At 70.3% G+C, this 24121-nt stretch carries 21 protein-coding genes and 1 tRNA gene; 11 read left to right on the top strand and 11 right to left on the bottom strand.

The annotated features are described in order from the left end of the window. Positions 1 to 287: 287 nt before the first annotated feature. Positions 288 to 371, bottom strand: a tRNA-Leu gene (locus tag IF64_RS0103385). Between the two features lie 112 nt (positions 372 to 483). Here IF64_RS0103385 and IF64_RS0103380 point away from each other — a divergent pair. Beyond that, a complete protein-coding gene (locus IF64_RS0103380; protein WP_030530505.1) occupies positions 484 to 1803 on the top strand; it encodes a M20/M25/M40 family metallo-hydrolase in 1320 nt (439 codons plus the stop codon). Positions 1804 to 1825: 22 nt separating this feature from the next. Next, positions 1826 to 2206: a DUF488 domain-containing protein gene (locus IF64_RS0103375; protein WP_030530504.1), complete on the top strand. Its 381-nt coding sequence runs from the start codon at positions 1826 to 1828 to the stop codon at positions 2204 to 2206. A 118-nt stretch (positions 2207 to 2324) separates the two neighbouring features. On the opposite strand, the gene IF64_RS0103370 is transcribed toward IF64_RS0103375, so the two are convergent. Next, on the bottom strand, positions 2325 to 3104 hold the full coding sequence (locus IF64_RS0103370) for a GAF and ANTAR domain-containing protein (protein WP_051757443.1): 780 nt from the start codon (positions 3102 to 3104) through the stop codon (positions 2325 to 2327). Positions 3105 to 3633: 529 nt separating this feature from the next. On the opposite strand from IF64_RS0103370, the gene IF64_RS27435 reads away from it, so the two are divergent. Together IF64_RS27435 and IF64_RS0103355 are read left to right on the top strand one after the other, a co-directional pair. Further along, the gene (locus IF64_RS27435) at positions 3634 to 4272 is read left to right on the top strand and encodes an STAS domain-containing protein (protein WP_169741919.1); all 639 of its coding nucleotides are present in this window, start codon (positions 3634 to 3636) and stop codon (positions 4270 to 4272) included. A gap of 311 nt (positions 4273 to 4583) precedes the next feature. Further along, entirely contained in the window at positions 4584 to 5009 is a 426-nt protein-coding gene (locus IF64_RS0103355; protein WP_030530501.1) for a hypothetical protein, read from the top strand. A 14-nt stretch (positions 5010 to 5023) separates the two neighbouring features. Here the strand turns inward: IF64_RS0103355 and IF64_RS0103350 are convergent, their stop codons facing one another. Beyond that, a complete protein-coding gene (locus IF64_RS0103350; RefSeq protein WP_030530500.1) occupies positions 5024 to 5509 on the bottom strand; it encodes an RrF2 family transcriptional regulator in 486 nt (161 codons plus the stop codon). Positions 5510 to 5655: 146 nt separating this feature from the next. On the opposite strand from IF64_RS0103350, the gene IF64_RS0103345 reads away from it, so the two are divergent. Then, positions 5656 to 6774 carry an NADH:flavin oxidoreductase gene (locus tag IF64_RS0103345; RefSeq protein WP_030530499.1) on the top strand — a complete coding sequence of 373 codons (1119 nt, stop codon included), beginning with the start codon at positions 5656 to 5658 and terminating at the stop codon, positions 6772 to 6774. Between the two features lie 159 nt (positions 6775 to 6933). On the opposite strand, the gene IF64_RS0103340 is transcribed toward IF64_RS0103345, so the two are convergent. Both IF64_RS0103340 and IF64_RS0103335 read right to left on the bottom strand, forming a co-directional pair. Continuing rightward, on the bottom strand, positions 6934 to 8277 hold the full coding sequence (locus tag IF64_RS0103340; protein WP_030530498.1) for an MFS transporter: 1344 nt from the start codon (positions 8275 to 8277) through the stop codon (positions 6934 to 6936). Between the two features lie 193 nt (positions 8278 to 8470). Further along, positions 8471 to 9091, bottom strand: a complete 621-nt coding sequence (locus IF64_RS0103335; RefSeq protein WP_036875675.1) for a TetR-type transcription factor C-terminal domain-containing protein — start codon at positions 9089 to 9091, stop codon at positions 8471 to 8473. A gap of 114 nt (positions 9092 to 9205) precedes the next feature. Here IF64_RS0103335 and IF64_RS25870 point away from each other — a divergent pair, with 114 nt between their 5' ends. Genes IF64_RS25870 through IF64_RS0103320 form a run of 3 tightly spaced genes read left to right on the top strand, consistent with a single transcriptional unit; the run spans position 9206 to position 12677 of the window. Beyond that, complete coding sequence (locus IF64_RS25870; RefSeq protein WP_051757441.1) at positions 9206 to 10102, top strand: hotdog family protein; 897 nt, start codon at positions 9206 to 9208, stop codon at positions 10100 to 10102. A gap of 32 nt (positions 10103 to 10134) precedes the next feature. Continuing rightward, complete coding sequence (locus IF64_RS0103325) at positions 10135 to 10956, top strand: alpha/beta fold hydrolase (RefSeq protein ID WP_030530495.1); 822 nt, start codon at positions 10135 to 10137, stop codon at positions 10954 to 10956. Then, positions 10953 to 12677 carry an AMP-binding protein gene (locus tag IF64_RS0103320; protein WP_211252515.1) on the top strand — a complete coding sequence of 575 codons (1725 nt, stop codon included), beginning with the start codon at positions 10953 to 10955 and terminating at the stop codon, positions 12675 to 12677. Before IF64_RS0103325 ends, IF64_RS0103320 begins: the two co-directional genes overlap by 4 nt. Before the next feature lie 50 nt (positions 12678 to 12727). On the opposite strand, the gene IF64_RS0103315 is transcribed toward IF64_RS0103320, so the two are convergent. Continuing rightward, positions 12728 to 13906 carry an LLM class flavin-dependent oxidoreductase gene (locus IF64_RS0103315; RefSeq protein ID WP_030530493.1) on the bottom strand — a complete coding sequence of 393 codons (1179 nt, stop codon included), beginning with the start codon at positions 13904 to 13906 and terminating at the stop codon, positions 12728 to 12730. Positions 13907 to 14179: 273 nt separating this feature from the next. Between IF64_RS0103315 and IF64_RS0103310 the strand changes: the two genes are divergently transcribed. Together IF64_RS0103310 and IF64_RS0103305 are read left to right on the top strand one after the other, a co-directional pair. Then, positions 14180 to 15616, top strand: a complete 1437-nt coding sequence (locus IF64_RS0103310; RefSeq protein WP_030530492.1) for a fatty acid desaturase — start codon at positions 14180 to 14182, stop codon at positions 15614 to 15616. A gap of 40 nt (positions 15617 to 15656) precedes the next feature. Continuing rightward, entirely contained in the window at positions 15657 to 16295 is a 639-nt protein-coding gene (locus tag IF64_RS0103305) for a TetR family transcriptional regulator (protein WP_030530491.1), read from the top strand. 29 nt (positions 16296 to 16324) lie between these two features. On the opposite strand, the gene IF64_RS0103300 is transcribed toward IF64_RS0103305, so the two are convergent. Together IF64_RS0103300 and IF64_RS0103295 are read right to left on the bottom strand one after the other, a co-directional pair. Further along, entirely contained in the window at positions 16325 to 17011 is a 687-nt protein-coding gene (locus IF64_RS0103300; protein WP_030530490.1) for a response regulator, read from the bottom strand. A gap of 104 nt (positions 17012 to 17115) precedes the next feature. Then, positions 17116 to 18789 carry an ATP-binding protein gene (locus IF64_RS0103295; RefSeq protein WP_030530489.1) on the bottom strand — a complete coding sequence of 558 codons (1674 nt, stop codon included), beginning with the start codon at positions 18787 to 18789 and terminating at the stop codon, positions 17116 to 17118. Positions 18790 to 18986: 197 nt separating this feature from the next. On the opposite strand from IF64_RS0103295, the gene IF64_RS0103290 reads away from it, so the two are divergent. After that, the gene (locus IF64_RS0103290; protein ID WP_030530488.1) at positions 18987 to 20432 is read left to right on the top strand and encodes a CitMHS family transporter; all 1446 of its coding nucleotides are present in this window, start codon (positions 18987 to 18989) and stop codon (positions 20430 to 20432) included. A 60-nt stretch (positions 20433 to 20492) separates the two neighbouring features. On the opposite strand, the gene IF64_RS0103285 is transcribed toward IF64_RS0103290, so the two are convergent. Genes IF64_RS0103285 through IF64_RS0103275 form a run of 3 tightly spaced genes read right to left on the bottom strand, consistent with a single transcriptional unit; the run spans position 20493 to position 24119 of the window. Continuing rightward, positions 20493 to 22697: a xanthine dehydrogenase family protein molybdopterin-binding subunit gene (locus tag IF64_RS0103285; RefSeq protein WP_030530487.1), complete on the bottom strand. Its 2205-nt coding sequence runs from the start codon at positions 22695 to 22697 to the stop codon at positions 20493 to 20495. Further along, positions 22694 to 23662: an FAD binding domain-containing protein gene (locus IF64_RS0103280; RefSeq protein ID WP_030530486.1), complete on the bottom strand. Its 969-nt coding sequence runs from the start codon at positions 23660 to 23662 to the stop codon at positions 22694 to 22696. The genes IF64_RS0103285 and IF64_RS0103280 overlap by 4 nt, the downstream gene beginning before the upstream one ends. Next, positions 23649 to 24119 (bottom strand): (2Fe-2S)-binding protein, encoded by a 471-nt coding sequence (locus IF64_RS0103275; RefSeq protein WP_030530485.1) that lies wholly within the window; start codon positions 24117 to 24119, stop codon positions 23649 to 23651. The genes IF64_RS0103280 and IF64_RS0103275 overlap by 14 nt, the downstream gene beginning before the upstream one ends. Between the last annotated feature and the right edge of the window lie 2 nt (positions 24120 to 24121).

Here is a 24121-nt window from a genome sequence, read left to right as displayed (position 1 = left end):
CGGCCAGTACCGAGCGCCGGCGCACCATGCCGTTCTCGCGATCGTTCATGATGTCCCTTCCGCCCTTCGTCCGCATCGACAGCGCGCGCCTGCGACGCCCGGCACTCTCGGTGCTTCGGCCGCCGCATAGGCGTGTAATAAACACTGTTCACCGGCCTGCGCACAAGAGCTGCGGCGGATCGATATGAAACGGATTCGCGTTCTGCGGCGCGTCTGTCGCGACCAGGGGACGCGGTGCGGGACAAAGAAAAAGGCTCGCGCTCCGAGGAGCACGAGCCTTCCATGTGTGTCCGAGGGGGGACTTGAACCCCCACGCCCTTTACGGGCACTAGCACCTCAAGCTAGCGCGTCTGCCATTCCGCCACTCGGACTTGCTTGGGGAATAGAGTAGCGGACGCGTCGGAGGCCGCACACAGGGGGGTCGGCCCCGTCTGCACCATGTGTCCCACCTGCATCAACGGTCTCAGTGATAGGAAGGTGTGCGTGACCGACACCCTGATCGAGGCGGCCGCCGACGAGGCCGTGACCCTCACCAGCGAGCTCATCCGCATCGACACCACCAACACCGGAGATCCCGACACGCTCGTCGGCGAGCAGGCGGCGGCCGAGTACGTCGCCGAGAAGCTCACCGAGGTCGGCTACGAGATCGAGTACGTCGAGTCAGGGGGTGCGAACCGGCACAACGTCATCGCACGTCTCCCCGGTGCGGATCCGTCGCGGGGCGCGCTGCTCGTGCACGGGCACCTCGACGTCGTGCCGGCCGATCCCGCCGAGTGGTCGGTCCATCCGTTCTCGGGTGCGGTGCAGGACGGTTACGTCTGGGGGCGCGGGGCCGTCGACATGAAGGACATGGTCGGCATGACGCTCGCGCTCGCACGCCACTACAAGCGCAACGGCATCGTGCCCCCGCGCGACATGATCTTCGCGTTCCTCGCCGACGAGGAAGCGGGCGGCAAGTACGGCGCCCAGTGGCTCGTGTCGCACCGTCCGGAGCTGTTCGAGGGCGCCACCGAGGCGATCAGCGAGGTGGGCGGCTTCTCGATCACGCTCAAGGACGACGTGCGCGCCTACCTGGTGGAGACCGCGCAGCGCGGGATCCGCTGGATGAAGCTCCGGGTTCGGGGTACCGCGGGCCACGGGTCGATGATCCACCACGACAACGCCGTGACGAAGCTGTCCGAGGCGGTGGCGAAGCTGGGCAACCATCGGTTCCCCCTCGTCGTGTCGGACTCGGTGCGGGAGTTCCTCGACGGCGTCACCGAGATCACCGGCTGGGACTTTCCCGACGACGACCTCGAAGGCAGCGTCGCGAAGCTCGGCAACATCTCGCGCATGATCGGTGCGACCCTGCGGGACACGGCGAATCCGACGATGCTCGACGCGGGCTACAAGTCGAACGTGATCCCCTCGGTGGCCGAGGCCTCGGTCGACTGCCGCATCCTGCCGGGGCGGGTCGAGGCGTTCGATCGGGAGCTGGACGAGCTGCTCGGCCCGGACGTCGAACGCGAATGGATGGAGCTGCCGCCCGTCGAGACGACGTTCGACGGACCGATCGTCGACGCCATGACCGCGGCCGTCGTCGCCGAGGATCCCGGTGCGCGGACCCTGCCGTACATGCTGTCGGCGGGCACCGACGCCAAGTCGTTCCAGCGCCTCGGCATCCGCAACTTCGGTTTCGCACCGTTGCAGCTGCCTGCCGACCTCGACTTCTCGGCGCTGTTCCACGGGGTCGACGAACGGGTCCCGGTCGACGCGCTGAAGTTCGGCGTCCGCGTGCTCGACCGGTTCTTCCGTACCGCCTGAGTCGCCGGTCCCGCACGCAGCCATGGCACATCGCGTCGACTACGCCAGGGTCTACGACCGCGATCACGACCGCAGCAGCCGGGATCGCGGTGCGGCCGTGCTCGTGGACCGGGTGTGGCCCCGCGGTGTGCGCAAGGCCGACGCCGGATTCGACGAATGGCTGCGCGCCGTCGCGCCGTCGACCGAGTTGCGCACCTGGTACGGCCACGACCCCGAGCGATTCGCCGAGTTCCGCCGCCGCTACCTCGACGAGTTGGACGACGCCGAGCGGGCCGAGGCGCTCGCACACCTGCGCCGGCTGGCGGACGACGGGGCCGTGACGCTGCTGACCGCCACCCGGGACGTCGACCACAGCCACGCGGCGGTGCTGGCCGAGGTGCTGAACTCCGCGGAACCGAGCTGACCCCGGCCGCACCCGGGCAGCAGCACCGGGACGGGCGGCACTGGGACGGGCGGCACTGGGACGGGCGGCACCGGGACGGGCGGCACCGGGAATCGTTGCCGCGGTGTCCTCGGGCCGGTCACTCCTCGTCTAGTCGGGGCGCGTGGCCGTCGGTCAGCCGTTCGGCGAGCTCGGCGACCTTGATGTTCAACTGCTGCGAGGTGGTCCGCAGCACGTCGAACGCCTCGTCGGCCGACAGCCCTCGGCGTTCCACGAGGATTCCCTTGGCCTGTCCGATCACGTCACGGGAGTCGATCGCGCGGCGCAGCTGTTCGCGCTCGAGTGCGGCCCGGGTCACCGCGTCGGTGTGGGCCAGGGCGAGGGAGGCATGAGTGGCCAGCAAGAGGGCGCTCGAGGCCGTGCCCGGCCCGAAGGCGTCGGGCCGCTTGGCGTAGATGTTGAGGGCCCCGGTGATCTGCGGCGGCCGGTGCGCGGGGAACAACGAGGTCGCCAGCAGTGATACCAGGCCGAGCTCGCTCGCCGCCGGTCCGAAGCGTAACCACTGGGAATCGCGCGACAGATCGTTGCTCGCGGCGAGCGCAGGCCCGTCCGGGTCCGCGGCCGACAGGCACGGCCCCTCGTCGAATCGATACTGGAGCCGGTCGATCTCCGTCGCCAGCTCGTCGGTCTCGACGGGCGTGAAGAAGCTGCCCTGGGGATCGCGCAGGGTGATGCTGACGAGCTCGGCACCGGGTATCACCCGCCAGCACGCGTCGACGACCCGTTCCAGGACCTCGGAGACGTTCTTGGAGGCCAGCAGCGAGCGGGTGAGGGAGGTGAAGTGCTCGGCCACCTCGTCGGGGACTTGGCCGTCGTGCTGCGATGCGGACCCCTGCCCGCCGGTCGAAGGTCGGTTCATGAAGCGTGTCCTTCCCGTGGTCCGTCCGGGACGGCCGGTGTCGTTCCCGGTCCGTGCTCGGCGTCGGCCGGCCACGGTATGTCTGACCCGGACGGTAAGCCCCCGCCGAGCGGCGTCTCACCCGCACGTGACGCAGAACCACCTGGAGGTGGTCCGCAATGTCCACTGTGTCACTGAATGGAGTGAAAATTCGGTCGAGCGCGGGACGGTCGGTGTCGGCGCGTGGTCGCTGCGGTGGGTGATCGCCGAGAGCGCGGACCGGGCAACGGTCCGGTGTGGTGAGGCGGCGTGCGGTGGGCGGCACGGGCAGCGAGTGGGTTCACGCACCGTGCACGGACACCTCGGTGATCGGTGCATGCGCCCACGGCGGCACGGTCGACGGACCTCGTACCGCAGGCCGGCCGCTGTTACGGTGAACGGGCGCGGTCAAGAAGGCGCCGCCTCGCGGACGTCGCGGGAGCTCAGGGCTCCGGCACGTCTCACACGGGACTTCGATTTCCGCTGTATCGCACAACGCGGGTGGGCCGCTGTGCGCATTCCCACCCGTGAGTTCGTCGACGGCGATTTCGGGGGAGGCGGAACGGGTATGGGGCAGACGCTGGAAGTGCGCGGCATCCGGTTTCACGAGCGGGTCGAGATCTGCGAAGCGGTAGGCGAACTCGATCTGGGCACGGCGCCGCTGCTCGAGGACCGGTTGCGGCACTACCGCATACGGGATCTGGCGCTCGTGGTGGTGGATCTGTCGCACGTGGACTTCTGTTCGGTCGCCGGTGCGCGAGTCCTCGAGCAGGCCAGTCTGGACGCAAGCGACGACGGCAGACAACTCGCCGTCGTCGGCAGCGCTCCCGTGCGTCGAGTGGCCGCACTGGCCGGCCTCGACACGCGGGTCGCCTGGCGTCCTTCGGTGGCGGACGCGGTGCACGTCGCCGCGGGCGTCGTCGCACTGCGGGAGCGAGCCGCACGGGAGAACTCCCCGCGCCGGGACGTCCGGCGTGCGGCGGCGGCCGGTGCCACGGAGGAACCCGAGTCGCCGGCCGCCTGGGGGGACGCGTTCACCCGCTCGGCACCCGCATGGGGCGGCTCGCCGTGGAACGACGCCGTCGGTGCCGGTCCCGCGTGGGCCGGCGGCCTGGTGCCGGGCCGGCCTCGCGCGGCGGGTGCGGGCTGACGGGCGAGCGCGTGTGCGGTCAGTGGGTCTCGCGGCCGCACATACGGTCGTGGCACCGGTTGAGGTCACGGACGAAGGACCGCACGTGAGCGAACAGGCGCATCATGATCGGTTCCTTTCTTCGGAGAGGAAATGAGGAAACGTCCCGCTGCTGGAACCGATCCACGGTTACCCGACGCCGATGGGGCGCACACTTCTTCTCCGCGTGCCGGATTCGGCGCTCCAGCCGGTGTCCACGCACCGGGCGACACGCTGCTCCGGGTTACCGCATGCTGCGCCGATGAGGGCGGCTCGTCGGTGATACTGCCGGCATGGATCCCGTGATCGTCATCGGCGCGATGGCCGGTGCGCTCGTCGCCGCCGGTGTCATGTTCCTCGTCGCCACCACGCGCAAGGGCTCCGTCGCCTCGATCGCGATGACCAAGCGGCGCATCGTGTTGTGGTCCTCGGCGCCGCCGGAGGCGTTGTACGCGTGGGTCACCCAGTATTGCCCGCAGGGATATCGCCTCGAGGACGCCGACCCGGCGTCCGGGCGCTTCGTCGTGTCGTCGCGTCCCTCGTTCGCCACGTGGGGGTTCTTCTTCCCGGGCGTCGTGTACGCCGACCCGGCGGGAAGCCGGCTGGAACTGGGGATCACCTCGCGGGCCGTGCAGTGGGGTCCGCTGGTGGGCCGCGAGCACCGCAAACTTGCGCAGGAACTGGCCACGCTGACGGGCTCCCGCCTCGCCGAGGCGTGACGCGCCGCCCGCGTTCAGCCGGCGGGGGTCTGCGAGCCGAGGCTGCGGACCTCGGCCAGGCTGTCGGCCAACGTGCGCCTGCCGAGCACGTCGAGGACCGCGTCCTCGGTGTCGGCGCTGAGCCGGGAGAAGAACTCGGCGGTGTTGGCCGTCACCTCGCACGAAGCGGCGCCGTCGGGCCGGCAGGCCCAGAGCGGTTTGTCGCCGACCGAGCATCGGTAGATCTCAGCCAGCGTGATCTGCGAGGCCGGCTTGGCGAGCCGCGCACCTCCTGCCCGCCCCTTCGTCGATTCGACCAGGCCCGCACGCACCAGGGGGACGAGGAGTTTGCGGACCAGGCTCGGATTGGTGCCGAGCACCTCGGCGAGCTGGGCCGAACTCAGGGTCGGCGAGTGCTGCTCCGGCGACTGGTGCGCCGACGGATCCGGCGCGTCCCGTTCGGCGGCGACGGCGAGGTAGAGCATCGCCTTGAGCGCACTCGAGAACCTGATGTCCAGCATGTCGGTCACCACCCTTCCGGAGCCGGCAGGTCGAGCTTACCCACCCGGCGCAGCTCGCCCTGGAATGGTGCGCGACACAGTTACAGTCTGCCGCGAGATATGTACCTTTGACGGGAGCAATTTTCCTCCCGATCGACAGGAGCAGCATGTCCACACGCGCGGCACAGGCCCTGGCCCGTCCGTTCGCCCTCGGCTCGGCCGAACTGCCGAACCGCATCGTGATGGCACCCATGACCAGAGGATTCTCGCCGGATGGCATTCCCGGTGAGGACGTCGCGGCGTACTACAGCCGTCGCGCGGCCGCGGGCACCGGCCTGATCATCACCGAGGGCACCTACGTCGACCACCCGTCGGCAGGGGACATGGACAGCGCCCCGCGGTTCCACGGTGAGGCCTCGTTGGCCGGGTGGAAACGCGTCGTGGACGCCGTGCACGCCGAGGGCGGCGCGATCATGCCGCAGCTGTGGCACATCGGTATCCAGCGGGTGGCCGGCAACGCGCCATATCCGGAGGCGCCGTCGGTGGGCCCCTCCGGTGTCGCTCTCGACGGCACGCCGGACGCGGGCGAGGCGCTGTCGAGCGCCGACGTCGACCGGATCATCGAGGCCTTCGCCGAGGGTGCCGCCGAGGCCGAACGCATCGGGTTCGACGGGATCGAACTGCACGGTGCGCATGGCTACCTCATCGACCAGTTCCTCTGGAGCCGCACCAATCGCCGCACGGACGCCTACGCCGGTGACGAGGCGTCGCGCAGTCGGTTCGCGGCCGACATCGTCCGTGCGGTGCGTGAGCGTGTGGCACCGGACTTTCCCGTCGTGTTCCGGTTCTCGCAGTGGAAGGCCGACAACTACGACGCGAAACTCGCGACGACGCCGGATCAGCTGCAGGCCGTGCTGGGGCCGATCTCGGAGGCCGGCGTGACCGCCTTCCACGCCTCGGGTCGCCGGTACTGGGAGGCGGAGTTCCCCGAACACGATGCAGAGCTGAACATCGCGGGCTGGGCGCGCAAGGTCACCGGAAAGCCCGTCATCACGGTCGGATCCGTCGGTCTCGACGCCGTGTTCGGTGTGGACACGTTCCGCGGTGCGGGCGCGGGAGTCGAGAGTATCGAACGTCTGCTGGAGCGGTTCGAACGCGACGAGTTCGACCTCGTCGCCGTCGGCAGGGCGCTACTGGCCGACCCGGAGTGGGCCCGCAAGGTGCTCGACGGCCGGGAGAGCGAGCTGGTTCCCTTCGGCAAGGAGGCACTCAAGACCCTCCACTGAGGACACCGAGGACACCGAGGACACCGGGGGCATGGGGGACCTGGGGACACCTCCGGATCCCGGGAGTCGGGGGCCCGGGGTCCGCGGATCCCGCAGCGGTGGGGACACAGTGGACGGCCGGCCTGCGGCGGATCGACGCCGCGGGCCGGCCGCGTGCGTTCAGCGTGCGACCTGGGCGCTCTCGGCCGCCGAGGTTTCGTAGAGGTCGCGTTGGAAGCGTTCCCGGATCGAGGCGACCGCCACGAAGGTGATCACCGCCGTGGCGATGATGTAGAGCGCGATCGACCAGGAACTCCCCGTCGCGGCGAGCAGTGCCGTCGTGATGAACGGTGCGAGTCCGCCCGCGAACACCGACGCGAACTGGTAGCCCAACGATGCGCCGGAGTAACGCACGTCCGCGGGGAACATCTCGGCGTAGAGCGTGGCCTGCGGGCCGTACATCGTGGCGTGGATCGTGAACGCCACGATGAGCGCGACGAACACCAGCGGCACGGACCCGGTGTCGACGAGCCAGAACATCGGGAACGCGAACGCCGCCATGAGCACCGTGCCGATGAGGTAGAGCTTTTTCCGCGTGCCCATCCGGTCGGTCAGTGCGCCGAACAGCGGCATGCTCACGACCTGGGTGAGTCCGCTGATCATGACGCACCAGAGGATCGTCGTCCTGGACATGCCGACCTCGGTGGTCGCGTAGCTCAGCATGCCGCTGATCAGGAAGTAGAAGGTGGCGTTGACGACGAAGAAGGCGCCGGCCGCCTGCAGGATCTGCCTCCAGTGTGAACGCACCGCCTCCACGAGCGGAGCCTTGCGCAGCCCGGCCTGGCGCCGGGACTCGGCCGTCTGCTGCTGCAACTCCCGGAACACCGGCGTGTCCTCGATCTTCAGCTGCACGTAGCACCCGATGAGCACCAGGACGACGCCGGACAGGAACGGCAGGCGCCAGCCCCACGCGTTGAACTGCTCCTCGGTGAGCACGGTGGTGAGCAGGACGAAGAACAGGTTCCCCGCTACCGCGCCGAAGATGGCGCCGGTCTGTACGAGGCTGCCGTAGAAACCGCGGCGCGACACGGGTGCGTGCTCGGTGAGCAGGAGCGCGGCTCCGCCCCACTGCGCCCCGACTCCGAGTCCCTGGACCAGACGTGCCACGACCAGCAGGATCGGCGCCCAGATGCCGATCGTGGCGTAGCCGGGCAGCAGGCCGATCGCGCACGTCGCCACCCCCATCAGCAACATGGCCGCCACCAACGGTGGCTTGCGGCCGAACCGGTCACCGACGTGTCCGGCGATGATGCCGCCGAGTGGCCTGGCGACGAAGCCGACCGCGAACGTCGCGAACGAGGCCAGGGTCCCCGCCACCGGACTGGCGGCGGGAAAGAACAGTGGGCCGAAGACCAGGGCCGCGGCCGTGGCGTAGATCAGGAAGTCGAACCATTCGAGGGCGGTGGCGAACACCGCCGCGGCGGCGAGTCGTCCCATCTTCGTGGCGTGAGCGGGCTGGTTCATACGGGTCCACCTCCGGGTCGCGTCGTTGCGGCCGTGGTGCCGGGAACGGGAGACCGTGCACGGCGGGGAACGAGAACGATCGTTCGTGCACGTTAGTCAGCCCACCGTGCCCGGGCAAGGGTGCGACGGAGGCGGGGAGCAGGTGCGGCCGGCGCCCTCGGTGCTGTCAGTGCCGTAAGCGCCGCCAGTCCAGTCAGCGGGGGAGCGGGCCTTCGAGCAGTGCGAGCGCGTACCGGGCGTACTGCTCGGCCAGTTGACCCCTGTTCAACGGCCCGTCCGGCCGGTACCACGAGGCGATGGCGGCCACGGCTCCGAGGATGGCGCGCGCCGCGTCGTCGGCGTAGGGCGTGCGGAAGCTACCGTCCTCGGCGCCCTGGGCCACGATCCGCTCGAACGTCGCCTGTGTCGCGTCACGGTGCGAGACGAGCTCGGCGTGGTCGGCCGGATCGAGGTAACGGACCTCGTTCGTCGCCACCAGTGTGGCGACCTGGTGGTCGACGACGAATCCCACGTGGGCGCGTACCGCTTCGCGCAGGCGGGACGGGGCGTCGTCCCCGGCCTCGTCGACGGCGCGCAGTACGCGGGTGCGCAGTTCCTCGTTGGCGTGCCGGAGAACCGCGGCCAGCAGCTTCGACTTCGAGGGGAAGTAGTTGTACAGATTGGACAGACTGGTGCCCGCGCCCTTGGCGACGTCGCGCATGGAGGCGCCGTTGAAGCCGCTGGTGCCGAACGCCTGGAGTGCGGCGTTGAGGATCACGGCCTCGTTGCGGCGACCGGTGTCGCGCACGAGGGATTCCGGAGAACGGGCATTCATGTGTCCACGGTATCCGAGGCCGCGTGCGGCGGTGGGACGTGTTGACAGCGCGTCAGTCGGCCTGGTTGTGTCGAGGACAAGAACAGTTGTTCATGTCGTCGGAGAGGGCGGGCGATGGACGAGGGCGCGCACGCGGGCCACGCCGTGGCGGGCGAGTCGCCGTACTTCGAGGACTTCGTCGTCGGCCGCACGTTCACGGGACCGCCGCGGACGTTCTCGGCGGAGGTGGTGGCGGCCTTCGCCGAGCTCAGCGGTGATCGCGCCGCGCTCCACACGGAGCCGGGCCACACCGCGGACGGACGTCCGCTGGTGCACGGCCCGTTGGGCCTGGCGGCGTTCTTCGGCTGGCATCACGATCGTGGGCTGTCCGGGCACGTCGAAGCGGCGTTCGACACCCGGTGGGACTTCGTGGCGCCGATCCATGTCGGTGACTCGGTCACCTACGAGATGACCGTGACCCGTGCCCGGCGGGCGTCGTCCCTGCGCAACGGGGTGATCGGACGCCACGTCGCGGTGCGCAACCACGACGGTGCGCTCGTCCAGGAGGGCACCACGTCGGCGTTGGTGACGGCCCGGCACGCCGTCGACGACGCCGAGGAGCGCGCCGGAACGGCGTTCCCGTCGCCGGCCTGGGTGCGGGCACTGGCCGGCCGCCTGAGCGCATCGGAGGCGTTCACCGAGGCCACCGGCGGCTGGGACGGCACCGTGGGGCTGCGGTTCGGCGCCGACACGGTGCTGCTGCGCATCTTCCGCGGCCGGATCCTCGACTGCGGGACGCGGATGCCGCACGCGCCGACGTTCGTGCTCGGTGCCGCCGACGTGACGTGGGCGCGCCTGCTCACCGGCCCCGTGAACGACTTCACGAAACGCGCGATGCGGGACGAGTTCTCCGTGTCCGGCAGCGCGTACGAGTACCTGCGGCTCACGGCTGCGCTGACGGCACTGGTCGACGAGGCACGCGCTCTGGCGGGCGCACCGGCCGGGTTCGCCGCGGCGGGAGGACGGCCATGACTGCAGAGATGACTGCAGCGATGAGGGCAGAGATGAGCGCGCGGTACCTGGAGATCGCGGGCACGCGCTCGTTCGTGCTCGAGGAAGGGGCGGGTACGCCGGTGCTGTGCCTGCACACCGCGGGACAGAACGGCGTGCAGTGGCGCGACACCCACCCGGCACTGGCCGCGCTCGGGTATCGCGTCGTGGTGCCGGACCTGCCCGGACACGGACGGTCGGAGCCCGCGCCCGGTGGCCCCGTGCGGGACCTGGCGGACTACGCCGCGTGGTGCGAGGACCTGATCGACGTCCTCGGGCTGGAACGGCCGTTCGTCGTCGGATGTTCGATCGGCGGAGCGATCGCTTTGCACCTGGCCGTCCGCCGGGGTGCGCAGTTGTCCGGAGTGGTCGCGATGGCGGCCTACGGCGGATCCGACGAGCCGCGCCCGAGCGTCCGTGGCCTGGAACGGGAGCTGATCGACGCGGCCGCCCCCAGCCGGTCCGACCGGACCTACCTCGGCACCCTCGCCGTCGTCGGCGACAGGGTGCCTGCCGCGCGCGCGGAGTTGATCGCGCGGATGCACCGCAGGGAGGATCCGGAGATCTCCACCAGCGACCTCATCGGCTGGGCGACCCACGACGTCCGCGACGGACTGCCGTCGATCGCGTGCCCGGTGCGGCTGGTGGTGGGCCGGGACGATCTGTGGGTCGAGCCGGCCGACGTTCGCGCGACGGCCGAGGCCATCCCCGAGGCTCGCCTGACCGTGCTCGAGGGCATCGGTCACTACCCGATGGAGGAAATGGAGGGCTTTGCGGGCGAGCTCCACCGATGGCTCGGCGAACTCGGCGACCGGACCCCGAGGAGGGTGGCGTGAACGGTCCACAAGGGAGGAGCGACGTCTCCCGTCCGAACGAGACGCTGACCGACCTGCTCGCCGGCACGGTGGCGGCGGACGCCGAGGCAACGGCGATCATCGACGGCGGCGAGCGGCCGCGCCGGGTGTCGCGCGGCGAACTGTGGCGCAGGACGGTCGCCCTGCGCGAGGACCTGCGGGCCCGCGGGGTGGGCACGGGCGACTGCGTCGGGGTGTGGCTGCCGAACTGGTCGGAGTCACTGGTCTGGCAGTTCGCCGCGGCCTCGCTCGGCGCGCACGTCATCGGCGTCAACACCCGCTACGGCGTCGACGACGTGGCCCACGTGCTCGACCGTGCCCGCCCCGCGGTCGTCGCGGTCGCCCACGGCTTCCTGGACCTCGACCTGGCGGGCACGCTCGCGTCCGCTGTGGACCGCGCCGACACCGCACCACCGTCGGTGGCCGTGGTGGCGGGCCCGGCCGGCTGTGGGCCGCGGGACGACCGGACGCCGGGCGACGAGGGGTCCGGTGTGGACGCTCCCGACGTTTCGGACGACGGGGTTCTCCCGCGGTACGACGTCGGAGCCGGCGCGTGGGTGCCGAGCGGATGGGACGTCACGGCGCCGCTGGATCCCGAGGTGCTGCGCGGTGTCCCCGACGAGCTCGCCGTCGCGTTCACCACGTCGGGATCGACGGGGAGGCCGAAGCTGGCTGCGCATCGCGGGAGCGCGGTGGCCGCCCACGCTCGCAACGTCGCCGCCGCAGGCGACTGGGACGCGATGTCCGTGAGCCTGATCGTGCTGCCGTTGTCCGGCGTCTTCGGTTACGTGCCCGCGATCACGGCGATCGGCGCCGGTGGTGCGGCACTGCTCGAACCCCGCTTCGATCCCGCGCTGGTGCTGCGGCACATGGCCGAGTTCGGCGTGACCCACCTGGCCTGTGCCGACGACGTCGTGGGACGGCTCATGGCCAGCTGGCGGGACGAGCCGGTGGCGGTACCCGCGTGGCGGCGGATGCTCATGGCCGACTTCTACGGCGACTCGCTCGAGGCGTCCGCGTGGGCCGAGGACGACACGGGCACACCCGCGATGGGCGTCTACGGTTCGAGCGAGGTGTTCTCGCTCGTGGCGTTCTGGCGAGTGCACGACGCGGCACCCGAGCGCTGGCGGGGCGGCGGACGCCCGGTGTCCCCGGCGATCGGTGTGCGCGCCGTCGATCCCGTGACCGGCGAGTCTCCTGCCGAGGGGGAACCGGGAGAGTTGCAGTTCCGCGGTTATCCCGTCGTGGACGCCTACCTCGGGGACCACGACGGGTCGATCCGGTCGCGTTCGTTCACCGCCGACGGCTGGTTCCGCTCCGGGGATCTCGGACTCGTACGCGACGACGGCAGCTTCGACTACCTGTGCCGGATGGGGGATTCGCTACGGCTCAAGGGTTTTCTCGTCGAACCGGCCGAGATCGAGCTGCGTATCGCCGAGCACGCGGGCGTGGTCAGGGCGAAGGTGGTGGGCGTACCGGTGGCAGGGCAGACGCGCACCGTCGCGTTCGTCGAACCCGATCCCGATGCGGGCGAGGCGCTCGATCCGGAGGAGCTGCGGGAGTGGTGCGCGCGGACGCTCGCGCGGTTCAAGGTGCCGCACCTGGTTCAGGTGATCGACGAGATGCCGATGACCGTCGGCACCAACGGATCGAAGATCCGCACGACGGAACTGCGCGAGCGGGCCCGGCGTCTGCTCGCCTGAGAACCGGCGCGGTGCAGACCCGCACCGGTCCGCGTCCGGAGTCCGGTGTGTCAGGACTGCTCCGCCTTCTCCTTCTCGTAGCGTTCGGTCATCGTTTCGACGGCCTTGAGCTGCGCGGCGGCGTAGTCCTCGCGGGTGCTCCGTGCCCGTTGCCGCGCCTCGAGTGTCTGCTGTGCGTGCGAGACCGTTCCGCCCTGGAAGTGCGGCATCACGTGCTGGGCGATGAGTTCGTAGGAACGTTTGGTCGCCTGCGGGTTGGCCCACTCGTGCGCCAGCAGGAGCATGCACCCGAATCCGCCCGACTGGTCCCACAGCTTCTGTACCTGGGCGCGGGCGTCCTCGACCGTGCCGATGGCGCCGATACCCGCCTCGTTGATGAAGTCGATCATCTCGCGGAGCCGGTTGCCCTCGACGGCCATCTGCGGGAACGCGGCGGTGTGCTGGAAGTAGTCGAACCAGGCCTCGATGCCGTACTCCACGTCCCGGTAGGCCTGCTCGCGGGTCTCGGCCACGTGCATGAGGCCGACGAGCCGCCAGTCGCGCCGCGACACGGACTGCCCGTAGTGGGCGGCGCGTTCCTCGACGACGCCCCAGTGGTGGGCGAGTGCGTCGAAGCCGTCCTGGGTCATGGTCGCGCCGATGGACAGCAGGCCGGTGCCGTACCTGCCGGCCAGGCGCGGGCCGGTCGGGGACGCGACCGCGGCGACGGCGATGTCGAAACACGGCTGGGTGTAGGGCCGCAGGTGCAGGCGCGCGTCGACGAGGTTGTGCGTGCGGGTTTGCTCGGTGACGCTCTCGCCGCGCAGGAGGCGCATGATGATGTCGAGGTCGACCTCCATCAGTTCGCGGGTGTCCGTGGGGGTCAGGCCGAGCATCATCGAGTCGCTCGGCAGCGAGCCGGGCCCGCAGCCGAGCATCGTGCGGCCGCGGGTGAGGTGGTCGAGCAACACCATGCGCTCGGCCACCCACAGCGGATTGTGGTAGCTGATCGAGGTCACGCCCGTGCCCAACTTGATGTTCCTGGTCCGCTCGGCGGCCGCGGCCATGAAGATCTCCGGGGAGGCGATGAGCTCGGTGCCAGCCGAGTGGTGTTCGCCGATCCAGGCCTCGTCGTACCCGCAGGCGTCGAGGTGGGCGACGAGGTCGAGATCGCGCTGCAGGGCCAGGGTCGGGTTCTCGCCCGCCGGGTGGAACGGGGCCAGGAACGTGCCGAAACGCAGTCGGTCCATGGGGTTCTCCTCGAGCTCACGGTGCTCACGGTGATCGCTCGAACGTAATCCGGATCACACGGCCCGACTGTCCAGATCTTCGACACCCGCGCCCGACCACACGTCTGCGGTGCGAGCTCGCTCCGCCAATCGGTTTACAAAATGGCTAACCGTGTCCAGTCGGGTTTACATTCGACGTCTCGATGTACAACCTGGTTCTCGGTCGGTTGTGAGGGCACCTCGACGAGGAGGTCGGAGATGAGCGACGACGCACCCGCGGCGGCTTCCCGCCCCATGGCTTCCCGCCCGGCGGCCACGGGCGGGACCGAGGAGTGGACGGACCGGAAGCGGTACCTGTGGTTGATCGGCCTCGTGGTGCCCTCGCTGGTGTTCCTGGCGATCGGCCTGCGTGAGGCCACCGGGTGGGGCGTGTGGTTGTGGATCGGCCCGATCGTGATCCTCGTCGTGGTGCCGCTGTTGGACCTGGTGGCGGGCCTGGACCGCAGCAATCCGCCGGACGACGTTCTCGAACAGCTGGAGAACGACCGCTACTACCGCTGGGTGACGTACGCGTACCTGCCGATCCAGTACGCGGGGTTCGTCGTCGCCCTGTGGCTGATCATGCGCGGCGATCTGTCGACGGTGGACAAGGTCGGCCTGGCGATCACGGTCGGCTGCGTCGGCGGTATCGGCATCAACACCGCCCACGAACTCGGCCACAAGAAGGAGAGCCACGAGCGGTGGCTGTCGAAGATCGCTCTGGCCCAAAGCTTCTACGGGCACTTCTACATCGAGCACAACCGGGGCCACCACGTCCGCGTGGCGACGCCGGAGGACCCCGCGAGCAGTCGCGTGGGGGAGAGCTTCTACCGGTTCTGGCCGCGCACGGTCGTCGGATCGTTGCGTTCGGCGTGGCGCCTGGAGCGCAAGCGGTACGCGCGGCGCGACCGGCATCCGTTCCGCATCGGCAACGACGTGCTGAACGCGTGGTTGATGTCGGCCGTGCTGTGGTCGGTGATGATCGCGTGGCTGGGCATCGGGGTGTTGCCGTATCTGCTCATTCAGGCGGTGGTCGGGTTTTCCCTGCTCGAGATCGTCAACTACATGGAGCACTACGGCATGCTGCGGCAGAAGCGGGGCAGCCCCGAGCGGCGGCGTTACGAACGCGTCGACCCGAGCCACAGCTGGAACTCCAACAACATCGCCACGAACGTGCTGCTGTACCACCTGCAGCGGCACAGCGATCACCACGCGAACCCGGTGCGCCGCTACCAGACGTTGCGGGACTTCCCCGAATCGCCGGTGCTGCCGACCGGCTACGCCGGGATGATCGTGCTCGCCCTGATCCCGCCGCTGTGGCGGCGCGTGATGGACCCACGGGTGCTCGCCCACTTCGACGGCGACATCACGCGGGCCAACATCCAGCCGGGCAAGCGGGAGAAGATCCTCGCGCGCTACGGCCGGCCCGACTCCGGCTCCGGCGCCGACTCCGGTGCCGAAAAGGGTGCGGCCGGCGTCGGCGCGGTGGTCGGGGAGGACACCCGTGGCGATGCCACCGACGGCGGGATGTGCCCCGGTTGCGGCTACGTCTACGACGAGGCGACCGGCGATCCACGGGAGGGATTCCCCGCGGGGACGCCGTGGTCGGCGATCCCGGACTCGTGGTGCTGCCCCGACTGCGGGGTGCGCGAGAAGGTCGACTTCGTGGCCCCCGGGCGGGTGCGGGTGTGAGCAGCGGCGAGGCGGGCTCGGGGGCGGGCGGCGGCCTAGAATGACGATCATGGAGGAGGCGCGTCCGGCCGCGCGCGTGGCCGGCGGTCAGTATCGGGGTCCGATCATCGCGGCGGCGATCGACATCACCGCGCGTGAGGGCTGGTCGGCGGTGACGATGGCGCGGCTGGCCGACGTCGTCGGAGTGAGCAGGCAGACGGTGTACAACGAGGTCGGGTCGAAACCCTCGTTGGCCGAAGCCATGGTCGCCCACGAGCTGGACCGGTTCCTCGCCGTCGTGCGCGGTGCGTTCGACCGGCATCCGGACGACCTGCCCGAGGCGATCCACGACGCGGCCCGCGGCGTGTTGGAGCTGGCGGGCGACAACGTGTTGCTGCGCGCGGTCGCCTCGGCCACCCACGGCTCGGACACCGAACTCCTGCCGCTTCTGACCACGCGGGCGGACACGCTGGTGGCGGAAGCGGCGACGTTCGTGGCCTCCCGCGTGCGCGCGTACCGCAGCGGGCTGGCCGACGAGCAGACCGACGTCCTGATCGACACGCTCGTGCGCACGGTGCTTAGTCACGTCGTGCAGCCCTCGGCCACGCCGGGCCGGACCGCCGACGGGCTGGCATGGCTGACGGCGCGTGTCCTCGACGACCGCAGGCCCGAGGCGCCGTTGCGCTACCGCGGACGGTGACCCGCCTGCACAACCCTCCTGGACATGACCTACCCCTGCCAGCGGTAGCGGTGTTCGGGCCGGCCCGCCGATCCGTACCGCATGCGCAGTTCGGCACGTCCGTCGGCGCACAGGTACTCGAGGTAGCGGCGCGCCGTGACCCGGGCGATCCCGGCGCGTTCGGCGACCTCGACGGCGGACAGATCCGTTCCGGCCGCACGGAGCGTCTCGGCGACCAGGCGGGCGGTCTCAGCGGTCAGGCCCTTGGGCAGCTCACGCCGCTGGGCCGGTCTGCGCACGCCGAAGACGCTGTCGACGTCGTGTTGGGTCACCTGGTCCAGTCCGCTGAGCTTGCTGCGGGCAGTGGCGAACCGCTCGAGCTGTTCGCGCAGCGCGCTGAGTTCGAACGGTTTGATCAGGTAGTACAGCGCTCCGCCGTGCATGGCCGCGCGCACGCTGTCGAGATCCCGCAGCGCGCTGATCACGAGGACGTCGACGGGAGGTGTGTCGTCGGCGCCGGTGAGCGTGCGCAGGCGATGCAGCACGTCGAGGCCCGACATGTCGGGCAGGTACAGGTCGAGCAGGACGAGGTCCGGCCGGTGTGCGGCGACCGCCTCGAGCGCCGATCCACCCGTGTGCGCGATGCCCGCCACGGTGAAGCCGGGCATCGCGGCGACGCAGTCGGCGTGGTTGCGGGCGACGCGTGCGTCGTCGTCGACGATGAGCACCGACAGCACGCGATGGCACCTTTCCTTCTCGGCAGTGTGGCGTTCGGGCGGTTCTGCGTTGCGGATCCGCGTCCGTCTCGGCCCGCCAGGTGGCCGATCACCCCGGCCGAGCGCTAGCGGGCATCCTCTCGCACGGGCAGGAACGCGCTGAACACGGTCTCCTCGGTGACGTCGACCTCGACCCATCCGCCCCACCGGCGGCACGCCTGGCGCACGAGTGCGAGGCCGAGGCCGCGCGGGCCGTTCTTCGTGCTGGTGTCCTTGGTGCTCACGCCCGCGGTGAACACCGAGTCGGCCACGTCCGGGTCGAGGCCGGGGCCGGAATCGGTGACGCGGATCTCCAGCAACCGGTGCTCGTCGTCGTGTCTGCGCACGAGCAGCTCCACCCACCCCCGCGCGCCGACGGCCTCCAGCGCGTTGTCGACGAGATTGCCCACGGCCAGCAGGACGTCGTCGCGCATCCGGGTGGGCAGGTCACCGGGCACGTCGCTGAGCGGGGAGAGTTCGAAGTCCACGCCCTGCTCGGCTGCTTGCGCCGACTTGGCCAGCACGAGTGCGGCCACCGCCGCGTCCCCGATGTGTTCCGACACCCGGCTCGCCGCCTCGGTCGTGGTGGCCGACAGCTCCGACAGGTATTGCCGCGCCTCCGCCACCGCGCCGAGGTCGAGCATGCCGCTCACGGTGTGGATCCGGTTGGCGAACTCGTGGGTCTGCGCTCGTAGCCCGCCGACCATCGTGCGCACGCCGTCCAGTTCCCCACCGAGGCGCACCAGCTCGGTGTGGTCGCGGAGGGTCACGAGGGTGCCGACGCGTCCGTTGCCGATGCGGACCCGCCGGCGATCGCACACCAGCAGTCGTTCGCCCACGGGAACGAACAGTTCGCCCGAGCCGCCGTCGGTCTCGTCGTTGGTCTCTTCGGAGGTCTCGCCGGCGGTGTTGTCGGTGGGAGCTGGTGCGGTGGCCTCGACCAGCGAGCGCAGCCGGGGATGCAGTCCGAGTTCGGCCGGCGTGCGTCCCACACAGTCGTCGGGCAGGCCGAGCATCGTGCGGGCCGAATCGTTCGCCAGCAGTACGGAGCCGTCGGCGTCGACGGCGAGTACGCCCTCCGATATGGCGTAGAGGAGCGCTTCGCGTCCTTCGAGGAGTTCGGTGATCTCCCGCGGTTCGAGCCCGTGGGTCTTCGCGCGGATCCGGCGCGAGATGAGCCAGGCCCCGCCCGCACCGACGACCAGCGCGAGTGCGAGCGCGCCGGCGATCGTGGGCAGTGTGCTCGTCGCGGCGAGCGAGACCCGGGACGACAGCACGCCGACCGACACGTAGCCGACGACGCTGCCTGCCTCGCTGTTCACCGGCACCCGGGCCCGCAACGTCGTGCCGGCTGGACCCCATTCGGTTCCGGTCCATGTGTCGCCGGCCAGCACCGGGCCCGGATCGGTGTGGGGGCGTCCGCCGATCTGGGACGGGTCGGGGTGGGAGTGGCGGATGCCGTCGGCGTCGACGATGACCACGTATCGGATGTCGGCCGCACGGCGGATGTTCTCGGCGAGACCGGCGATGTCCCCGCGATGCTGCGGGTCGGCGAGATAGTCCCGCACGCTCGGCAGTGCCGCGACCGACTGGGCCAGCGTCAGCGCCCGGTACGCGTAGTTGTCGCGCACCTCGCGGTACTGGGTCACCGTCCACAGTGCACCCGCGGCGAGCAGGCTCCCGAGCAGCAGGAGCGTGATGGCCACGAACAGGTAGCCGGTCAACGACAGGCGGGCCGGCCTGCGACGCCGCGGCCTCATGCTCCGGCCCGCCCTGCCTCGGACGCTGCCGATGCCGGGGGTGAGACCAATACGACCATTACCGATCCAATGCACACAACGCTCGTGGGCGCAGCCACGCCCGGTTCATGATGTCGCAAATCGTCGTACATCCGGGTGAAACAACCTGCCCGGGGGACGGCGGGCGAACTCGACCAACGGAGGCAGGAGAAGCGCCCATGCTCAGTATTGTCGGCTTCGGGGTGATCGCAGCCATCGCGACGCTGCTGATCCTCGGCCGCATCGCCCCGATCGTCGGTCTGACGGTCATTCCCACCGTCGGGGCGTTCCTCGCGGGATTCAACGCCGAGGAGCTCGGAGAGTTCTTCGAATCCGGGCTGTCGTCGGTGCTCAATGTCGCCGTGATGCTGGTGTTCGCGATCCTGTTCTTCGGCATCATGAACGACGTCCGCCTGTTCAATCCGCTGATCAATCTCATGGTGCGGGTCAGCCGCGGCAACGTGGTCGGCGTCGCGATGGTCACGGTGATCATCGGAGTGGTGTGTCACCTCGACGGGTCCGGCGCCACGTCCTACCTGATCGCGATCCCGGCGCTGCTGCCGCTGTACAAACGTCTCGGCATGAGTCCGTATCTGCTGATGCTCCTGCTCAGCACCAGCATGGCGATTCTCAACATGCTGCCGTGGGGCGGGCCGGTCGGGCGGGCCGGCGCCGTGACTGGGCACGACCCCATCGAGCTGTGGCACGGCCTGATTCCGTTGCAGGTGGTGGGTATCGTGCTGTTGCTCGGCATGGCCGCACTACTCGGGCTGCGGGAGAACCGGCGGATCGCGCGAGCGGCCGTGGTCCAGGAATCCGAGGTGGTTGCGACCTCGGCACGCGCAACGGGCGGTACCGACGACACCAGTGGTGCGCAGCCGTCCCGACGCGGCGCATCGGCGACCGGCGACACCGGCGGCGTCGGTACTGGCGGCGTCGACACGGTCGTGCGGGGTGCCGCGGACGCCGGCGGCGATCAGGACACGCCGCAGAACGCGGTCGACGGCCGCCCGCACCTTCCGTGGTTCAACGCCGTGCTGGTGTTGTCCGTGCTCGGGGTTCTGGTGGCCGACGTACTGCCCGCCGGACTGGTCTTCATGCTCGGTCTCAGCGCGGCGCTCGTCGTGAACTACCCGAAGGTGTCCGACCAGATGGAACGGATCCGGGCTCACGGAGGCAGCGCGCTCGGCACCGGCGGGATCATCCTCGCCGCCGGCTGTTTTCTTGGCGTCATGGAGGAATCGGGGATGCTGCGATCGCTGGCTTCCGACATGATCGGCCTGCTGCCCGAAGCCGTGGTCCCGTACCTGCACCTGATCGTGGGTGTCCTGGGAATGCCGCTCGAGCTGGTACTCAGCACCGACGCGCACTACTTCGCGCTTCTTCCGCTGGTGCACGACGCGGCGACCCAGCTGGGTGCCGGTTCGCTCACGGTGGTCTACGCGGTGCTCGTCGGGAACATCATCGGTACCTACATCAGCCCGTTCAACGCATCGGTGTGGCTCGGTGTCGGACTCGCCGGCGTGGATCTGGGCAAGCACATTCGCTACTCGTTCCTGCCGATGTGGGCGTTCAGCATCGTCTTGTTGATCATCGCGGTGCCGCTCGGCGTGATCGTGTTGTAGGTCACCCGTGGGCGGGCCGCCGGGAATAGCCGGTGACCCGCCCACGGGCAGCGTGGGCCGTCAGCCGGCCTCGAGGAGATCCTCGATGCGGATCGGGATCCGGCGGACGCGGATGCCGGTCGCGTTGTACACCGCATTGGCGACGGCAGCGGCGACACCGACGATGCCGATCTCCCCGAGGCCCCGGGCGCCGAGGTCGCTGAGCAGGGTGTCGGGATGCTCGACGAACCGGACGTCGACGTCGGGGATGTCGGCGTTGACAGGCAGGAGATAGTCCGCGAGGTCGTGATTGGACACTCTGCCGTCGGCGTCGAACTCGATGCCCTCGTGCAGCGCCGCGGACACGCCCCAGATCATGCCGCCCATGAGCTGGCTGCGCGCGGTCTGCTGGTTGATGATCCGGCCGGCATCGAAGACCCCGAGCAGGCGCGACACCCGGACCTCCCTGGTCAGCCGGTGCACCCGCACCTCGCAGAACTGCGCACCCCACGAGCCGAACGAGTGCTTCGTCGTCTCCTCCCCGGGTGCGGTGCTGCCAGTGGCGGCCAGCGACGTCCGGCCGGTGGCCGTCAGCACCTCGCCGAACGTCATCGGTTCGCGGTCCGGGGCGTCGAGGGCGTGGACGCTGCCGCGGGCGTAGCCCACCTCGTGGCCGTGGAACGGCCCGTCGGCCGAGGCCGCCAGTGCGAGCAACTGCTCGATGGCCGTGCTCGCAGCCACCATCGTCGCCGAACCTGCGCTCGCGGTGGCCGTGGAACCGCCGGACAACCCGCCGGGCGGCAGCCGCGAATCGCCCAGGCGCGGGCTGACGCGCTCCGGTTCAACGTCGAGCGACTCGGCTCCGACGGTCCGCAGTACGCCGAGCAGACCGGTGCCGGGGTCGGCACCCGCCGTCGCGACGGCTGCGGTGTCGTCGGCATGCAGCGTCACGCCCACCGTGGCGGGAAACCGCAGCCCGGGGAACATCGCGGTCGCGGTGCCCATGCCGACCAGCCAGTCGCCGTCGGCCCTGCCGCCAGGGGTGCGGTCGGCCCAGCCGAACCGGGCGGCTCCGATGTCGAAACACTCGTCGAGGTGCTTGCTCGACCACTGCAGATCCTCGCCCGCGGGTGCCATCGAACTGTTGCGGCGGCGCAGCGCCACGGGATCCATGCCGAGGGCGTCGGCCAGCTCGTCGACGGCGCTTTCGAGGGCGAACGATCCCGGAGCCTCACCGGGTGCGCGCATGAAGGTCGCGGGAGGCATGTCGAGCGGCACCGCTTTCTGGCTGATCGCCAGGTTCTCCGTGCTGTACCACTCGCGGGACGTGCCGTGCGAGGTCGGCTCGACGAAGCCGAGGTCACGCGTCGTCGCCGACCACGAGTCGTGCCGCACGGCGACCAGACCGCCGTCCCGGCGTGCGCCGAGGGCGACCCGCTGCATCGTCGCGGGCCGGTTGGCCGTCGCGGTGAACACCTGCTCCCGCGTGAGCGCGGCCTTGACCGGCCTGCCCAGCGCCTGTGCCGCCGCCGACGCGAGCACCGCGGGCATCGACGTGGCCTTACCACCGAAGGCACCGCCCACGACGGGGTTGTCGACGTGCACGGCCTCGGCGGGAAGGCCGAGGGCGCTCGCGAGGTCTGCCGCCACGAGGTGCGAAGCCTGGTTGCCGGTGTACACGGTGAGCAGGCCGTCGGCCCATACCGCCAACGCCGAGTGCGGTTCGAGCGCCGCATGGTTCTGCGGCGCTGTCTCGTAGGTCGCGTCGACGGTCACGTCGCTCGCGGCGAGCGCGTCCTCGATGGACTCGACACCGTCGGACAGGACGGTCAGGGACGGAGGTACCTGCCTGGCCGCGGGTTGCGCGTCGACGGCGGAGTCGATGCCGTCGGAGAACGACGTGGCCGTGGGCCGTTCGTGGTAGGTGACCTCGGCGAGGGCGGCGGCGTCCCGTGCCTGCTCGAACGTCTCCGCGACGACGAACCCGATCGGCTGGCCGTGGTAGCGCACGTCCTTGTCCTGCAGGGGAAGCCACATCGGACCGAGCAACGCCGAGTCCACCGGGTGCAGGGTGAGCGGTTCGAACGGCGTGTACACGCCGAGTACCCCGGGCGCGGCCCGAACGGCGTCGACGTCCATGGCCGCCAGCTCCCCGCCCGCGACCGTGCTGAGCAACAGGTACCCGTACGCCGTGCCGACCTCACCGACACCACCGTCTGCGGTGTTGTCGAGTGCGTACCTCGCGCGGCCGGTGACCTTGAGCGGGGCATCCGGTCTGGCGGTCATGCGGCGGTCCCTTCGGTCAGTTCGAGCAGTGCGCGGACGATGGTTCGCTGCAGCAGCGGCACCTTGAATCCGTTGTGGGCCAACGGCCGGGTTCCGTGGGCGGCGACCTCGGCCGCGGCGGCGAAGGACGCCTCCGTCGCGGGTTCGCCGCGGAGAGCGGCCTCGACACCGGGCAGCCGCCAGGGCATCGTGGCGACCCCGCCTGCGGCGATCCGGACCTCGGTGACGATGCCGTCGCGGACGTCGAGCGTGGCGGCGACCGAGCAGAGGGCGAACTCGTAGGAACTGCGGTCGCGGACCTTCACGTACGTCGAGTTCGCCGCGCCCGCAGGGTCCGGGACGACGATCTCGGTGATCAGCTCTCCGCTGCGGAGGGCGTTCTCGACCTCCGGAGTCGTACCGGGCGTGCGGTAGAAGTCGGCCAACGCGAGGGTGCGCGGTCCGTCGGCGCCGACGAGCCGCAGTTCGGCGTCGAGTGCGACGAGTGCGACGGCGAGGTCGCTGGCGTGGGTCGCCACGCAGTGCTCGGACGTGCCGAGGACGGCGTGCGTGCGGGTGTTGCCGTCGAGCGCGCCGCAGCCGCTGCCGGGACGGCGTTTGTTGCACGGCATGGTGGTATCACGGAAGTATCCGCACCGGGTGCGCTGCATCAGATTGCCGCCGACGCTGGCCATGTTGCGCAGTTGCTGCGACGCGCTGAGCGCCAGCGCTCGGCGCACCGCCACCGGCACGTCGGGATGTTCGGCGACGTCACTCATCCGCTCGAGCGCCCCGATGCGGAGTCCGCCACCGGTGCCGGTGCCGATGCCGCGCAGCGGCAGGGCGTTGATGTCGGCCACCCGCTGCGGGGTGAGTACGTCCAGCTTCATGAGGTCGACGAGGGTCGTGCCGCCCGCGAGGACGGTGTGGCCCGGGTCGACGGCGTCGTCGAGCGTGGTGGGTGCGGTCAGGTCAAACGGTCGCATCGGTCCGCCTTCCCGCCCCGGCCTGGCGCACGGCCGCGACGATGTTGGGGTAGGCCGAACAGCGGCAGAGGTTGCCCGACATGAACTCGCGAACCTCGTCGGGCTCGTCGATGCCCTGTTCGGTGGCGGCGACGGCCGACATGATCTGCCCGGGCGTGCAGAACCCGCATTGCAGTGCGTCCTGGTCGACGAAGGCCTGTTGCACCGGGTGGAGCCGGTCGTCGTCCGACAGTCCCTCGACGGTGGTGACGGGTTGGGTCACCGTGGCGGCGAGGGTGAGACAGGACAGCGCCGTTCTGCCTCCGATGTGGACGGTGCAGGCGCCGCACTGCCCGCGGTCGCAGCCCTTCTTCGGCCCGGTGACGCCGAGGCGTTCCCGCAACGCGTCGAGGAGTGTCACGCCGGGGTCCACATCGAGGTGTTCGGTGGTGCCGTTGATCTCGAGTGTGATGTCCATGG

This window comes from Prauserella rugosa (genome assembly GCF_000719975.1).
Taxonomy (GTDB): domain Bacteria; phylum Actinomycetota; class Actinomycetes; order Mycobacteriales; family Pseudonocardiaceae; genus Prauserella; species Prauserella rugosa.
This window is presented reverse-complemented; position numbering and strand designations above follow the sequence as displayed.